The sequence below is a fragment of the Oricola sp. genome, assembly GCF_022763245.1.
Lineage (GTDB): Bacteria > Pseudomonadota > Alphaproteobacteria > Rhizobiales > Rhizobiaceae > Oricola.
Map to the genome: position 1 here is coordinate 437082 of NZ_JALEGV010000040.1, position 14318 is coordinate 451399.

Sequence of the window (14318 nt, forward strand, 5' to 3'; positions counted from 1 at the left end):
CATCGAGGTCCGGGACAGTCGCAGAGGCTTAGCCGCTGAACGGCCGATGAAAGAGAAACGAAAGGCAAGAAGCAATGGCTTATTACGAGCACGTGTTCCTTGCACGTCAGGACATCTCGTCCCAGCAGGCTGAAGAGCTTGTTGCGCATTTCAAGGGCATCCTCGAAGAGCGTGGCGGCAAGGTTGATAAGGTTGAAAGCTGGGGGCTGAAGTCTCTTCAGTACCGCATCAACAAGAACCGCAAGGCGCATTTCAACATGCTCAACATCGACGCACCGGCCGACGCCGTGCAGGAGATGGAGCGTCAGATGCGCATCCACGAAGACGTGCTGCGCTACATGACCATCCGCGTCGACGAGCTCGAAGAAGGCCCGTCCGCGATGATGAAGCGCAACGATCGTGACGACCGTCGCGGCGACCGTGACGACCGTCCGCGCCGTGACCGCGGCGACCGCCCGGATCGTGGCGACCGCGGAGATCGTGGTGACCGTGGCGAGCGTGGAGGTAACCGATAATGGTTGACATCAATCAGATCCCGACCCGCCGGCCGTTCCACCGCCGTCGCAAGACCTGCCCGTTCTCCGGCGCCAACGCTCCGAAGATCGATTACAAGGACGTGCGTCTTCTGCAGCGCTACATTTCCGAGCGAGGCAAGATCGTCCCGTCCCGCATCACGGCGGTCAGCCAGAAGAAGCAGCGCGAACTCGCCAAGGCGATCAAGCGCGCCCGTTTCCTCGGCCTGCTTCCCTACGTGGTGAAGTGATTTTCTGCGGCCGGGGCGCACCAGCGCCCCGGTTCGCAATCGGCGTCCGCATCGGGTACGGGCGCGTCACGCAAAAATCCAGAGTTGGGGCGATCAAGCCTCTAACTGCTTCGAGACGGCAGGACAGCGACGAATGAACCAGGCATCGACACCACAATGGATCGGATTCGGCGCGCTCGCAGGCGCGACGACGGCCCTGTTGTGCCTCGGCCTGTCCGGCGGCTCGATGATGGCCGTCCTCCTCTTCTTCATTTCGCCGGTTCCCGTGATGGTCGCTGGCCTCGGCTTCGGCCTCAAGGCGGCGCTGACGGGCGCTTTCATCGCCGTCGCCGGAACGCTCGCCTTCGCCAATGGCCTCGTGGCCATTCTCGTCGCGCTGGCGATCGCCGCTCCCGCTTGCGCCTCCAGCTACTGGCTCAACCTTGCCCGTCCGGCCGAGGAGATCGGCGGACCGCAGGGCCGTCTCGCCTGGTATCCGCTCGCCGACGTGCTGTTCGCCAACGCGCTGTTCACCGGATTTGCCTATGTGGTTCTCGGCGCGATGATCGGTTTCGGGCCGGAACTGGCCGCTGGCCTCGCATCCGAACTGATCGCGCAGCTGCGGCAAACCAATCCGGAAATCGTCTTCACGCCCGAGGGCGAAGCGAGCCTCGCCGAATTCATGGCCACGGTCATCCCCTTCGTCCAGCCCTTCTTCTGGATGCTGGCGCTGACCCTGTCGATCTATATCGCCACCGCGATCGCGCGGCGTTCCAACCTCGTGAACCGGCCGCGCGAAGACTGGCCGCTGGCGCTGCGCATGCCCCGGATCGCGAGCTTCGCCTTCATGGCGGCCCTCGTCGCCAGCTTCGTTTCGGGCGGCATCGGCCACGCTGCCGCAAGCCTCGCCGGCGCGCTCGGCGCTGGCTTCACCCTGGCGGGCTTCGCGATGTTGCATGCCCGCACGCGCGGCATGGGCGGGCGTGCCGCCATCCTGCTCATCGCCTATCTGAGCATCCCCTTCATCGGCTTCACCACGCTGATCTTTCTCATCGCCGGCATGTTCGGCGCGGGCCGTCACGTCCCGCTGTCGCCGGTGCAGCCAACCAAACCGACACAGATCCAGAACGACTGAAAGGACCAAACCAATGCAAGTCATCCTGCTTGAACGCATCGCAAAGCTCGGCCAGATCGGCGACGAAGTCACCGTGAAGGACGGTTTTGCACGCAACTACCTGCTGCCGACCGGCCGTGCGCTGCGCGCCAACGCCGCGAACCGCGCCCGCTTCGAAGCCGAGCGCGGCCAGATCGAGGCACGCAACGCCGAGCGCAAGTCGGCTGCCGAATCCATCGCCGAGGGCCTCAACGGCACCACGATCATCGTCGTGCGCTCCGCCGGCGAGACCGGCCAGCTCTACGGCTCCGTCTCCACGCGCGACATCGCCGAGCTGCTGAGCGCCGAAGGCTTCAACGTTTCGCGCAACCAGGTCGACCTGAAGAACCCGATCAAGGCGATCGGCATGCACGAAGTCGACATCGTCCTGCACCCGGAAGTCGAAACCAAGGTGACGCTGAACATCGCCCGTTCGACCGACGAAGCCGAGCGCCAGCAGGCCGGTGAAGACCTGACCTCCGCCGAAGCCATCTACGGCGTCGACGAGGACGCCCAGCTGCAGACTTTCGATCCGGACGCTGAAGAGCTGTTCGAGGAGACTGCCGAGGAAGCCGAAGAAGAAGCCGCTTCCTGATCAAACAGCGCCCGCAAGGCTCTTTCGAACGGCCCCGGTCCATCGGATCGGGACCGTCTTGACATTTGCGTGAAAAATTTCGTCCAATGTGTACATCAACACGTTGGACGATGGCACGTCGAGGACCATGCTGGGGCTGTTAGATCGGTTCCTTGACCGGCTGGGGTTGAAAGGCTCGTTGCTGGTCACCTACCCGAACAACGAAACCCGCCGTTACGGCGACGGGATTGGCGATACCGCACATATCGAGATCAAGACCTGGGGCGCGCTCTGGCGCATCGTCGTCACGCCCGATCCCGGGGTGCCGGAAGCCTACATGGACGGCGACCTCGTCTTTGTCGAAGGTGACGTGATCACCTTCCTGAAGATCGTCTATTCCGGCGTCACCGACGCACCGGGTCAGGACATTCATCCGGTCTTTTCCGTCGACAGGCTGCGCTATCTGCTGCGTCGGTTCCACCAGTTCAATCCGCAGACGCGCTCGCGTGCCAACGTGCAGCATCACTACGACCTGTCGCGCACGCTCTACGACCTGTTCCTCGACCCGGACCGGCAATATTCCTGCGCCTATTACGAGCATCCGGACGTCTCGCTGGAAGACGCCCAGATCGCCAAGAAGCGCCACATCGCCGGCAAACTGTTGCTGGAGCCCGGCATGCAGGTGCTCGACATCGGATCGGGCTGGGGCGGACTCGGCCTTACGCTTGCGCAGGATTTTGGCGCTCAGGTGCGCGGCGTGACGCTGTCGGACGAGCAATTGCGGCTGTCGCGACGGCGCGCCAAGGAAGCCGGGCTGGCCGACCAGGCGCAGTTCGACCTGATCGACTACCGCGAGGTGGACGGCCAATTCGACCGCATCGTCTCCGTCGGCATGTTCGAACATGTCGGCGTCAATCACTATGGCGAGTATTTCGGAAAGGCGCGTCAGCTGCTGAAGAATGACGGCGTCATGCTGATGCACACGATCGGGCGCACCGGCCCGCCCAGCGTCACCGCGGCCTTCATCCGCAAGTACATCTTCCCGGGCGGCTACATTCCGGCGCTGTCGGAGGTAATGCGTTCCGTCGAACTGTCCGGGCTGCACGTCACGGATGTCGAGGTCCTGACCGACCACTACGCCGAGACGCTCAAGGCCTGGCGCGAGCGCTTCATGGCGCGCCGCGACGAGGCCGTCGCGCTTTACGACGAACGATTCGCGCGGATGTGGGAGTTCTATCTCGCCGCGTCGGAGGCCGCCTTCCGCTGGCAGGACTTGGTCGTGTTCCAGGTGCAATTGGCGAAGAACAAGCTCTCGATTCCGCGGACCCGTGACTACATGACCGATTTCGACCGTCGCCACGCGGCGAATCAGGGCGGCGTTCGCGCAGCGGAGTGATGCTTCCGCGGCCCCGAATCAGGTAAGATCGTCAAGCAGAAAAAAAATATTTCCGACTTTGTGCACCGGCTGTGAATCACGGGTGATAAGCGCATTGCCGTGCCACGGCTTGCGCGACAGGGGGTATAGGTGCCCCCCACGCAGGAGACGAGAATGGCCGACGCAGCCCTGAATTATGACGACAACAGCAACCAGGGCACGGAACTCTACCGGGAAGCGCCGAACAACATCGAGGCCGAGCAGGCGCTGCTCGGCGCCATCCTCGTCAACAATGACGCCTTCTACCGCGTTTCCGACTTTCTGAAGCCGGAGCATTTCTACGATCCGCTGCACCGGCAGATTTATGCGGTCGCCGCCGACCAGATCCGCATGAACAAGGTGTCCAACCCGGTCACCATCAAGACCTTCCTGCCGGCGGACCAGCAGCTCGGCGAAATCACCGTCGCTCAGTATCTCGCCCGCCTTGCCGCCGAAGCCGTGACGATCATCAACGCCGAGGATTACGGCCGCGCGATCTACGATCTGGCGACGCGGCGCGCGTTGATCGGCATCGGCGAGGACATGGTCAACATCGCCTATGACGCGCCCGTGGAAATGGCGCCGCAGCACCAGATCGAGGACGCCGAGCGCCGGCTGTTCGAACTGGCCGAGACCGGCCGCTATGACGGCGGCTTCCAGCCCTTCACCGACGCGGTGCGCATCGCCATCGACATGGCAAACGCCGCCTTCCAGCGCGACGGCCATCTGTCGGGCATCTCCACCGGCATGCATTCGCTCGACGCGCGCATGGGCGGATTGCAGTCCTCGGACCTGATCATCCTCGCCGGCCGTCCGGGCATGGGCAAGACCTCGCTCGTCACCAACATCGCCTTCAACGTCGCCAACGCCTTTCGCGGCGAGCAACAGTCCGACGGGTCGATCAAGGCCGTCGAGGGCGGCGTCGTCGGCTTTTATTCGCTGGAAATGTCGTCCGAACAGCTCGCCACGCGTATCATCTCGGAGCAGACCGAGATCTCCTCGTCTAAGATCCGCCGCGGCGAGATCAACGAGGCGGATTTCGAGAAGCTGGTCGCCTGTTCCAACATGATGCAGAAGATCCCGCTCTTCATCGACCAGACCGGCGGCATCTCGATCGCGCAGTTGGCCGCCCGCGCCCGCCGGCTGAAGCGCCAGCGCGGCCTCGACCTGATGATCATCGACTACGTTCAGCTGATGACCGGCTCCTCGGCCAAGGCCAGCCAGAATCGCGTGCAGGAAATCACCGAGATCACCACCGGCCTGAAGGCGCTCGCCAAGGAACTCAACGTCCCGATCATCGCGCTCTCCCAGCTCTCGCGTCAGGTGGAAAGCCGCGACGACAAGCGCCCGCAGCTCTCCGACCTGCGCGAATCGGGCTCCATCGAGCAGGACGCCGACGTGGTGATCTTCGTCTATCGCGAGGAATACTACCTCAAGAACAAGGAGCCGAAGCCCGGCACCGAGGAGCACCTGAAGTGGGAGACGGATTTCGCCGACGCCGTGGGCAAGGCGGAAGTCATCATCGCCAAACAGCGCCATGGCCCCACGGGCACAGTGCCGCTGGCCTTCCAGGCGGAGTTCACGCGCTTCTCCGACCTCGCCTATGAAGACCGCCTTCCGGAACGGTTCGAGTAGGGTGAGGGTCACGGAGACAGGCGCCGATCCCCGCCTCGCCGGCGGCCGCCTCGTCATCGACCTTTCCGCGCTCGCTGACAATTGGCGCGATCTCGCGCAACGCTCGGCGCCGGCGAAATGCGCCGCCGTCGTCAAGGCCGACGCTTATGGCCTCGGGATCGCCCAGGTGGTCCCCGCCCTGCTCGCGGCCGGTTGCGAAAGCTTCTTCGTCGCGCTGCCCGAAGAGGGCGTGGCCGTGCGCCGGATCGCCCAAGGGGCCGACGTCTATGTGCTGAACGGCGTCCACGCTCTGTCCGCCCCCACCATGACGGAAGCCGGGCTGATCCCCGTCCTGGGCAGCCTCGACCAGATCGAACTCTGGGCGAAGCATTGCCGCGAACGCGGGCTGCGCAACCCCTGCGCCATCGGCGTTGACACCGGCATGAACCGGCTCGGCCTGACGGTGGACGAGGCGCTTTCCTTCCGCGAGCGCAACCTGCGCGACCACGTGATCTCGCCGATCCTTGTGATGAGCCACCTCGCCTGCGCCGACGATCCCGGCCATGCTTTCAATGCGAAGCAACGCGAATCCTTTCAACGGGTTGCAGCCGCTTTTGACGACATTGATTCAAGCCTCGCCAATTCCGCTGGCATCTATCTCGGCGACGGCTTCCTCCACGACCTGACCCGGCCCGGCATCGCCCTTTACGGCGGCGCGGCCTCCGTCGACGGGACGACGCCGATGCGCCAGGTCGTCTCACTCGACGCCCGCATCGTCCAGGTCCGCCAGGCCATTAAGGGCGAGACCGTGTCTTATGGCGGCACGCAGACGCTGACGCGCGACACGACTATCGCCGTCGTCTCGGTCGGCTATGCAGACGGCTATCCGCGTTCAGGATCCGGCGCAGGCGTGCCGCTGCGCAATGCGGTTCCCGGCGGATTGTGCGGCCATATCGGAGGGGTGAAGGTTCCTCTTCTCGGCCGCGTGACGATGGATCTGACGCTCTTCGACGTGACCGACGTGCCGGAGGAGGCGCTGGAGGAGGGCTGGATCGAGCTGATCGGACCGAACATTCCTTTGGATGACGCGGCGCGCGCGGCCGGAACCATCGGCTACGAACTTCTCACCGGTCTCGGCAACCGCTATGAGCGGCGCTATCTTCAAGCCGTCGAAAGCTGAGACTTGGCCAAGGCCCGCACACAATTCATCTGCCAGAACTGCGGTACCGTGCATGCGCGTTGGGCGGGCAAGTGCGACGCCTGTGGCGAGTGGAACACGATCGTCGAGGAGGATCCGACCGGCGGGATCGGCGGCGGACCGGGCAAGCAGGCGCGCCGCAAGGGCCGCGCGGTCACGCTGACCACGCTGTCGGGCGAGATCGAGGACGCGCCGCGCATTCTCACCGGCATCGCAGAACTCGACCGTGTCACCGGCGGCGGCATCGTGCGCGGTTCGGCCCTTCTCGTCGGCGGCGATCCGGGTATCGGCAAGTCGACGCTCCTCATGCAGGCGGCCGCCGCGCTCGCCCGCAGGGGCCATCGCATCGTCTACGTGTCCGGCGAGGAGGCCGTCGCGCAGGTGCGGCTGCGCGCCCAGCGGCTCGGCGCGGCCGACACCGACGTGATGCTGGCCGCCGAGACCAATGTCGAGGACATCCTCGCCACGCTGACGCTCGACCAGCGGCCCGACCTGCTCATCCTCGATTCGGTTCAGACGCTGTGGACCGACGCCGCCGAATCCGCGCCCGGCACCGTGACCCAGGTCCGCGCCGCCTCGCAGGCGATGATCCGCTACGCCAAATCCACAGGCGCGGCCGTCATTCTCGTCGGCCATGTCACCAAGGAAGGCCAGATCGCCGGACCGCGCGTGGTCGAGCACATGGTCGACGGCGTGCTCTATTTCGAGGGCGAAGGCGGACACCATTACCGCATCCTGCGCACCGTGAAGAACCGCTTCGGGCCGACCGACGAGATCGGCGTGTTCGAAATGAGTTCGGGGGGCCTGCGCGAAGTGTCCAACCCGTCGGAACTCTTTCTCGGCGAGCGCAACGAAAGCGCGCCGGGGGCTGCCGTTTTCGCGGGCATGGAAGGCACGCGGCCGGTGCTGGTGGAGATCCAGGCGCTGGTCGCCCCCTCCTCTCTCGGCACGCCGCGGCGCGCCGTCGTCGGCTGGGATTCGCCGCGCCTGTCGATGATCATCGCGGTGCTGGAGGCCCATTGCGGCATCCGCCTCGGCCAGCATGACGTCTATCTCAACGTCGCCGGCGGCTACCGCATATCCGAACCCGCCGCCGACATTGCCGTCGCGGCAGCGCTGGTCTCGTCGCTTGCCGGACTTGCCCTGCCGTCCGATTGCGTCTATTTCGGCGAGGTCAGCCTCTCGGGCGCAATCAGGCCGGTCGCACATGCAGCGCAGCGCCTGAAAGAGGCCGAAAAGCTGGGTTTCAAATCCGCAGTCATGCCGAAAGGCAGCCAAGATGTTTCCAAGGCCAGTCGGAAGAACGCGATCGAGGTTGCAGGCCTTCCTGATCTGGTTGCCCGCATTGCGGGGGGAACGATCCTGACGCGTGAACGCGACGGGGACGAAATTTGAGTGGCGCATACGCGCCGGGGGACGAAAACCGCAGGCGATGATAGTGTTGAGCACGCCTTGTTCGGAGACAAATTTCCATGCCTATCACCCTGCTTGACGGCCTCTTGCTGGGTCTCACTCTCGTTTCGGCGGTTCTCGCGATGGTGCGCGGCCTGTCCCGGGAGTTGCTCTCGATCATTTCCTGGGGCCTCGCCGCGGTCGTCGCCTTCCTGTTCTACAAGCAGGCGGCGCCCTATGTTCAGCCTTACGTCGATCACCAGCTCATCGCGCAACTGGTCGCCGGCGGCCTGATCTTCCTGGTCGCGCTGATGATCGTGACGGTGTTCACGATGCGCATCGCAGACCTGATCATCGACAGCCGGATCGGGCCGCTCGACCGCACGCTCGGTTTCGTGTTCGGCGCGCTGCGCGGCATTCTGATCGCGGCGGTGGCGGTGTGGTTCCTCGGCATCTTCCTTGGCGAGAAGCACATCGCCTGGATCGACGAAGCCAAGTCGAAGCCGTTCCTGGATTCGCTGGCGCAAAGCCTGGTCAACATGCTGCCCGAGGATCTCGACAGCATTCTGCCCGGAGAAGCCGAGACGACGGACGGCACTGAGACATGACGACAATGACGGCGGAAGCCGACGAAGCAGCGGATCATTTCCACGACGAATGCGGCGTGTTCGGCATTTTCGGTCGGTCTGACGCCGCCTCCTTCGTCGCGCTCGGCCTGCACGCCCTGCAGCATCGCGGCCAGGACGCGGCCGGCATCGTCACTTTCGACGGGTCGCAGTTCCACGCCGAACGCCATGTCGGCCTGATCGGCGACAATTTCACCAAGGCTTCGGTCATCGCCCGCCTCGACGGCGACCGCGCGATCGGCCACACCCGCTATCCGACGACCGGCGACACGGGCCTGCGCAACGTGCAGCCCTTCTTCGCCGAACTGGAATCGGGCGGGCTGGCGCTGGCGCATAACGGCAACGTCACCAACGCGATGACGGTGCAGCGCGAATTGCAGCGCTCCGGCGCGATCTTCTCCTCGACCTCCGACACGGAAACGCTGCTCCACCTCGTCGCGGTCAGCCCGGAAAAGGACCTGCTGGCGAAGTTCATCGACGCGGTGAAGAAGCTGGAAGGCGCCTATTCCTTCGTCGCCCTGTCGTCCAAGAAGATGATCGGCTGCCGCGACCCGCAGGGCATTCGCCCGCTCGTCCTCGGCGATCTCGACGGCTCCTGGATCCTCGCGTCCGAGACCTGCGCGCTCGACATCATGGGCGCGCGCTATGTGCGCGACGTGAAGCCGGGCGAAGTGGTGGTGGTGACCGACAAGGGCATCACGAGCCATTTCCCCTTCGAGCCGCAGAAACCGCGCTTCTGCGTCTTCGAGTATGTCTATTTCGCCCGCCCCGATTCCTACATCGAAGGCCGCAACGTCTATGAGGCGCGCAAGCAGATCGGCGTGGAACTGGCCAGGGAAAACGCGGTCGACGCCGACATCGTCGTGCCGGTTCCCGATTCCGGCGTGCCAGCCGCGATCGGCTATGCGCAGCAGGCGGGCCTTCCGTTCGAATTGGGCATCATCCGCAACCACTATGTCGGCCGCACCTTCATCCAGCCCACCGATGCGATCCGTCACATGGGCGTCAAGCTGAAGCACAACGCGAACCGGCACTATATCGAGGGCAAGCGCGTGATCCTGGTGGACGATTCCATCGTCCGCGGCACGACCAGCCAGAAGATCGTGCAGATGGTGCGCGAGGCCGGCGCCAAGGAGGTGCACATGCGCATCGCCTCCCCGCCGACCGTCTCGTCCTGCTATTACGGCGTCAACACGCCGGAGACCAACAAGCTGCTTGCCTCGCGGATGAGCGTCCAGGACATGGCGGAGTTCATTCGCGTCGATTCGCTGGGCTTCCTGTCGATCGACGGCCTCTATCGCGCCGTCGGCGAAGCCGCGCGCGACGAAGAACAGCCGCAATTCTGCGACGCATGCTTCACCGGCGCCTATCCGACCCGCCTGCTCGACCGCGACGGCGCCGACAATGTCCGCCAGCTCTCCATCCTCGCCGGCGGCAACTGACCCTTCTTGACGCGAGACGACCCATGGACATGAAACCCGACCTGACCGGCCGCCTGGCCCTGGTGACCGGCGCGTCGCGCGGCATCGGCCGCGAAATCGCGCTGCAGATGGCCGGCCTCGGCGCGCATGTGATTGCGGTCGCGCGCACCACCGGCGGCCTGGAAGAGCTCGACGACGAGATCCGCGCGGCCGGCGGTCAATCCACCCTTGTCCCGCTCGACGTGACCGACATGGAAGGCCTCGATCGGCTGGGCGGCGTGATCGACGAGCGCTGGGGCAGGCTCGACATCCTCGTCGCCAATGCCGCCATTCTCGGCCCGGTCTCGCCGGTGGGCCACGTCAAGGCGAAGGATTTCGAGCAGGTGATGGCGATCAACGTCACCGCGACCTGGCGGCTGATGCGCACGACCGACCCGTTGCTGCGCAAGTCGGATGCCGGGCGGGCGATCCTGATGTCGTCGGGCGTCGCGCATAGCTGCAAGCCCTTCTGGGGGCCCTACGCCACGTCCAAGGCGGCCGTCGAAGCGCTCGGACGCGTCTGGGCCGCCGAGATGGTCAACACCCCGCTGCGCATCAACAGCGTGAACCCCGGCGCGACACGCACGCGCATGCGCGCCCAGGCGATGCCGGGCGAAGACCCGCAGACCCTGCCGAGCGCGGCCGAAGTGGCGTCGAAGATCGTCCCGCTGGCCGGCGCCGGGATCACCCAGACGGGCATGCTCTGGGACGTGCCGTTGCAGAAATGGCTGGAATACCGCTCGCCCGAGTGATCGGCGCGGCGCGCCCCTGCCCTCTCAGGTCAGCGGGATAGGCCGCTGCTCCTCGATCGCCTCCATCGCGAAGAAGGAGGTGACCGTTTCCAGCTCGATATCCTCTATCAGGCGCTTGTAGACCTCGTCATATCCGGCCATGTCGCGCGTCACGATCTTGAGCAGGTAATCGTACTCGCCGCCGATCCGGTAAAAATCCACCACGTCGGGAATGGCCGACACGTGCAGGCGGAATTTCTTCAGCCATTCGGCCGAATGGTGACGGGTCTTGATCATCGAAAAGACCACCAGCCCGGCGCCGAGACGGGTGCGATCCAGGATCACCGTGCGGCCCTTGATGACGCCGGACGCCTCCAGAATCTTGAGCCGCCGCCAGCATGCATTCTGCGACAAACCCACCTTGTCGCTCAGGCTGCGCTGGGACTGTGCGGAATCCTTCTGCAGCTCCTCCAGAATGCGCCAATCGAAATGATCGAATTTCATCTCCATATTTCGATCATCTGATAGAAAATTCGTTTCCGCAAGGTGTATTTCTGTGAAGAATTCGCCTCGAAACGTGTCACACTTTGCTTCAGAAAGGCCACCCCACGGAGAGACAATGTCCGCCCTCGACGATTTCGCCCGATCCCTTCAGCGCCCCGACATTCGGGACTGGATTCGCGGCGGCCTGATTGGCGACGATGTGGTGCTCGACGGGCCTTACGACAAGACCCCGCTCATCTATGCGGACTACGTTGCCTCCGGCCGTGCGCTGGCCCAGGTCGAGGACTTCATCCGCGACCGTGTCCTGCCCTTTTACGCCAACAGCCACACCCGCGCGTCCTTCTGCGGCGGCTACACGACGGAATTGCGCGAGGCTGCCCGCGCCGAGATCGGCCGAATCACCGGCGCCGACACGGAAAGCAGCGTAATCTTCACCGGTTCCGGCTCGACGGCGGGGATCAACCGCATCGTCGGCCTGCTCGACCTGCAGGCGATGGCGCGCGAAGGCCGCCGCGCCGTCGTGCTGGTCGGGCCCTACGAACATCATTCCAACCTGCTGCCCTGGCGCGAGAGCGGCGTCGAGACGATCGAGATTCCCGAAGGCTCCGAGGGCGGGCCGGACATGCAGGCGCTCGAGGCAGCACTGGTCGCCGCGCGCGACGCCGAGCTGATCGTCGGCGCCTTTTCCGCCGCCTCCAACGTCACCGGCATCATCAGCGACGTCGATGCCGTCACGCGCATGCTGAAACGCCACGGCGCTCTGGCGATCTGGGATTACGGCTGCGCCGCGCCCTACACGCCCGTCGAGATGAAGGCCGGCACGGACGCCGCGAAGGACGCGATCGTCTTTTCCACCCACAAGTTTCCTGGCGGTCCCGGTGCGTCCGGCATCACGGTGATTCGCCAGGCCATCGTTCGGCGCACGACGCCGACGATCCCCGGGGGCGGCACGGTCTCCTTTGTGTCGCCCTGGGGCCACGTCTATTCCAGCGATCTCGCCGACCGCGAGGAAGGCGGCACGCCCAACGTCACCGGCGACATCCGCGCCGCGCTCGTGCTGCTGGTCAAGGAAGCGCTCGGGCAGGAGTGGCTGACGGAGCGCCAGCGGGAGTTGCGCGAACGGGCACTGGCCGTCTGGTCGCGCAATCCGCGCATCGAACTCCTCGGCAACACCCATCCGCATGACGCGCTGCCGATCTTCTCCTTCCGCATTCACGACGCGGCCGGCGAGCTGGTGCATCACCAGTTTTTCACCCGGCTCCTGAGCGACGTGCACGGGGTGCAGGCGCGCGGCGGCTGCGCCTGCGCCGGGTCTTACGCGCATCACCTTCTCGGCCTGGGCAAGCACGAGTCCGACGAAACCTTCGCCGCCCTAAGGGAAGGTCGCGAAACCGAGAAGCCGGGCTGGGTCCGGCTCAACCTTTCGGCTTTGATGAGCGACGAAAAGGTTGATATCATCATCGCGGCTGTGGACAAACTCGCCTTCGAAGCTCCAGATTATCTCTCCGATTATCAAGTTGACCCGAACACCGCGCGTTTCTCCCCCCTGGACCCGCCGAAGGAAAGCCTTGCGTCTTGAGTAGCCCGCTCGCAAATCCCGCATTTCGAACGCTTTTTGCCGCGCAAATCTGCTCACTGGTAGCCGTCGGGCTGCTCACGGTCGCCCTTTCGCTGACCGCCTACGATCTCGGCGGAGACGCCGCCGGCGGACGCATCCTCGGCTTCCTGCTGGCGCTGAAGATGGTCGCCTATGTCGGCCTTGCCCCCTTTGCGGAGACGCTTCTGGCGAATCGCCCGCGCCGGCCGGTCATGGTTGCGCTCGATCTCAGCCGGCTCGCTCTGCTCCTGCCGATGGCGCTGGTGACCCAGACCTGGCAGATCGCCGCCTTGGCCTTCGCCTTCTTCGCCGTATCCTCCGCCTTCACCCCGCTCTTCCAGTCGGTCATTCCGGACCTGCTCCCGGAAGAGGAAACCTATTCGCGGGCGCTCGCCTATTCGCGTATCGCCTACACGCTGGAATCGATCCTGAGCCCGGTGATCGCGGGCGTGGTGCTGCGCTTCGTCGCCTCCGACGAATTGTTCTACTGCGCCGCCCTGGCCTTTCTCGGCTCCGTCGCCGCGCTCCTGGCGACACGGTTTCCGGTGGCCGACATCCTGGCCCGCAAGGGGCCTTTCCTGCGCCGGGCGATGCGCGGCCTGTCGATCTACCGCCACACGCCACGGCTGCGCGGCCTGTTCCTCCTGAACTTCGCGCTGTCGCTCAGCATGGCCTGGGTGCTCGTCAACACCGTCGTCTTCGCCGGCCAGCGGCTGGGCGACGCCGAGCATTACTATCCGATCCTGATGGCCTTCTACGGCGTCGGGGCGGCGGCCGGCGCGCTGCTCGTGCCGCGTCTCGTCAAGCGCATGCAGGAGCGCCGGGTGATGTTCGCCGGCGCGGTCGGCTTTGCCGCCATCGGTGTGCTCATCGTGCTGCCGCTCCACCTCGTCGCGCTCGCCGTGATGTGGACGGGCTTCGGGCTCGCCTCTTCGCTGGTGCTGACACCCGGCGGCCTCGTCCTTGCCCGTTCGGCCAATCGTGAGGATCGCCCGGCGGTGTTCGCCGCGCAGTTCTCGCTGTCGCATGCCGGCTGGCTGGTCGCCTACCCGCTGGCCGGCTGGCTCGCTTCATGGGTCTCGCTCGAGACGGCGCTGGTGATGCTCGCCGCGCTTGGCTCGATCACGGCCGTCTTCGCCATGCGCGTGTGGCCGGCCGACGATCCGCTGGAGCGCGTCCATGCGCATCCGGAATTGCCGGACGACCACCCGCATCTCAACGACGAACCCTCGGAAGGATCGAGCCACAAACACCGTCATGCCTACCGCATCGACGACCTTCACCCCCACTGGCCCGGATCACCGGCCTGACAC

Annotated in this window: 14 protein-coding genes; 13 read left to right on the forward strand and 1 reads right to left on the reverse strand. The window is 65.1% G+C overall.

Annotation, left to right across the window (positions count from 1 at the left end; translation table 11 throughout):
* Positions 1–74: 74 nt before the first annotated feature.
* The 11 genes from rpsF to MRY80_RS19580 all read left to right on the forward strand — a co-directional run bounded on the left by rpsF (position 75) and on the right by MRY80_RS19580 (position 10925).
* On the forward strand, positions 75–515 hold the full coding sequence (gene rpsF / locus MRY80_RS19530) for a 30S ribosomal protein S6 (RefSeq protein WP_293292748.1): 441 nt from the start codon (positions 75–77) through the stop codon (positions 513–515).
* A complete protein-coding gene (gene rpsR / locus MRY80_RS19535) occupies positions 515–763 on the forward strand; it encodes a 30S ribosomal protein S18 (RefSeq protein ID WP_019170551.1) in 249 nt (82 codons plus the stop codon). The genes rpsF and rpsR overlap by 1 nt, the downstream gene beginning before the upstream one ends.
* A gap of 133 nt (positions 764–896) precedes the next feature.
* Complete coding sequence (locus MRY80_RS19540) at positions 897–1877, forward strand: DUF2232 domain-containing protein (RefSeq protein ID WP_293292752.1); 981 nt, start codon at positions 897–899, stop codon at positions 1875–1877.
* 13 nt (positions 1878–1890) lie between these two features.
* Entirely contained in the window at positions 1891–2490 is a 600-nt protein-coding gene (gene rplI, locus MRY80_RS19545) for a 50S ribosomal protein L9 (protein ID WP_293292753.1), read from the forward strand.
* A 127-nt stretch (positions 2491–2617) separates the two neighbouring features.
* Entirely contained in the window at positions 2618–3865 is a 1248-nt protein-coding gene (locus MRY80_RS19550) for a cyclopropane-fatty-acyl-phospholipid synthase family protein (protein WP_293292754.1), read from the forward strand.
* 153 nt (positions 3866–4018) lie between these two features.
* The gene (locus tag MRY80_RS19555) at positions 4019–5518 is read left to right on the forward strand and encodes a replicative DNA helicase (RefSeq protein WP_293292755.1); all 1500 of its coding nucleotides are present in this window, start codon (positions 4019–4021) and stop codon (positions 5516–5518) included.
* A gap of 1 nt (position 5519) precedes the next feature.
* Positions 5520–6677 (forward strand): alanine racemase, encoded by a 1158-nt coding sequence (gene alr / locus MRY80_RS19560; protein ID WP_293292757.1) that lies wholly within the window; start codon positions 5520–5522, stop codon positions 6675–6677.
* Positions 6678–6680: 3 nt separating this feature from the next.
* A complete protein-coding gene (gene radA, locus MRY80_RS19565) occupies positions 6681–8090 on the forward strand; it encodes a DNA repair protein RadA (protein ID WP_293292758.1) in 1410 nt (469 codons plus the stop codon).
* Positions 8091–8167: 77 nt separating this feature from the next.
* A complete protein-coding gene (locus MRY80_RS19570) occupies positions 8168–8695 on the forward strand; it encodes a CvpA family protein (protein ID WP_293292760.1) in 528 nt (175 codons plus the stop codon).
* On the forward strand, positions 8692–10155 hold the full coding sequence (purF, locus tag MRY80_RS19575) for an amidophosphoribosyltransferase (RefSeq protein WP_293292762.1): 1464 nt from the start codon (positions 8692–8694) through the stop codon (positions 10153–10155). The genes MRY80_RS19570 and purF overlap by 4 nt, the downstream gene beginning before the upstream one ends.
* Positions 10156–10178: 23 nt before the next feature.
* The gene (locus MRY80_RS19580) at positions 10179–10925 is read left to right on the forward strand and encodes an SDR family NAD(P)-dependent oxidoreductase (RefSeq protein WP_293292763.1); all 747 of its coding nucleotides are present in this window, start codon (positions 10179–10181) and stop codon (positions 10923–10925) included.
* 24 nt (positions 10926–10949) lie between these two features.
* On the opposite strand, the gene MRY80_RS19585 is transcribed toward MRY80_RS19580, so the two are convergent.
* Positions 10950–11414, reverse strand: a complete 465-nt coding sequence (locus tag MRY80_RS19585; protein ID WP_293292765.1) for an Lrp/AsnC family transcriptional regulator — start codon at positions 11412–11414, stop codon at positions 10950–10952.
* Positions 11415–11523: 109 nt separating this feature from the next.
* Between MRY80_RS19585 and MRY80_RS19590 the strand changes: the two genes are divergently transcribed.
* The gene (locus tag MRY80_RS19590; RefSeq protein ID WP_293292767.1) at positions 11524–12987 is read left to right on the forward strand and encodes an aminotransferase class V-fold PLP-dependent enzyme; all 1464 of its coding nucleotides are present in this window, start codon (positions 11524–11526) and stop codon (positions 12985–12987) included.
* Complete coding sequence (locus tag MRY80_RS19595) at positions 12984–14315, forward strand: MFS transporter (RefSeq protein WP_293292768.1); 1332 nt, start codon at positions 12984–12986, stop codon at positions 14313–14315. The genes MRY80_RS19590 and MRY80_RS19595 overlap by 4 nt, the downstream gene beginning before the upstream one ends.
* The last annotated feature ends 3 nt before the right edge of the window (positions 14316–14318 follow it).

Excerpts from the sequence above, each read along its gene's own strand:
- rpsF (WP_293292748.1), top strand. The coding sequence starts at position 75 with ATGGCTTATTACGAGCACGTGTTCCTTGCACGTCAGGACATCTCGTCC.
- rpsR (WP_019170551.1), top strand. The coding sequence starts at position 515 with ATGGTTGACATCAATCAGATCCCGACCCGCCGGCCGTTCCACCGCCGT.
- MRY80_RS19540 (WP_293292752.1), top strand. The coding sequence starts at position 897 with ATGAACCAGGCATCGACACCACAATGGATCGGATTCGGCGCGCTCGCA.
- rplI (WP_293292753.1), top strand. The coding sequence starts at position 1,891 with ATGCAAGTCATCCTGCTTGAACGCATCGCAAAGCTCGGCCAGATCGGC.
- MRY80_RS19550 (WP_293292754.1), top strand. The coding sequence starts at position 2,618 with ATGCTGGGGCTGTTAGATCGGTTCCTTGACCGGCTGGGGTTGAAAGGC.
- MRY80_RS19555 (WP_293292755.1), top strand. The coding sequence starts at position 4,019 with ATGGCCGACGCAGCCCTGAATTATGACGACAACAGCAACCAGGGCACG.
- MRY80_RS19570 (WP_293292760.1), top strand. The coding sequence starts at position 8,168 with ATGCCTATCACCCTGCTTGACGGCCTCTTGCTGGGTCTCACTCTCGTT.
- purF (WP_293292762.1), top strand. The coding sequence starts at position 8,692 with ATGACGACAATGACGGCGGAAGCCGACGAAGCAGCGGATCATTTCCAC.
- MRY80_RS19580 (WP_293292763.1), top strand. The coding sequence starts at position 10,179 with ATGGACATGAAACCCGACCTGACCGGCCGCCTGGCCCTGGTGACCGGC.
- MRY80_RS19585 (WP_293292765.1), bottom strand. The coding sequence starts at position 11,414 with ATGGAGATGAAATTCGATCATTTCGATTGGCGCATTCTGGAGGAGCTG.
- MRY80_RS19590 (WP_293292767.1), top strand. The coding sequence starts at position 11,524 with ATGTCCGCCCTCGACGATTTCGCCCGATCCCTTCAGCGCCCCGACATT.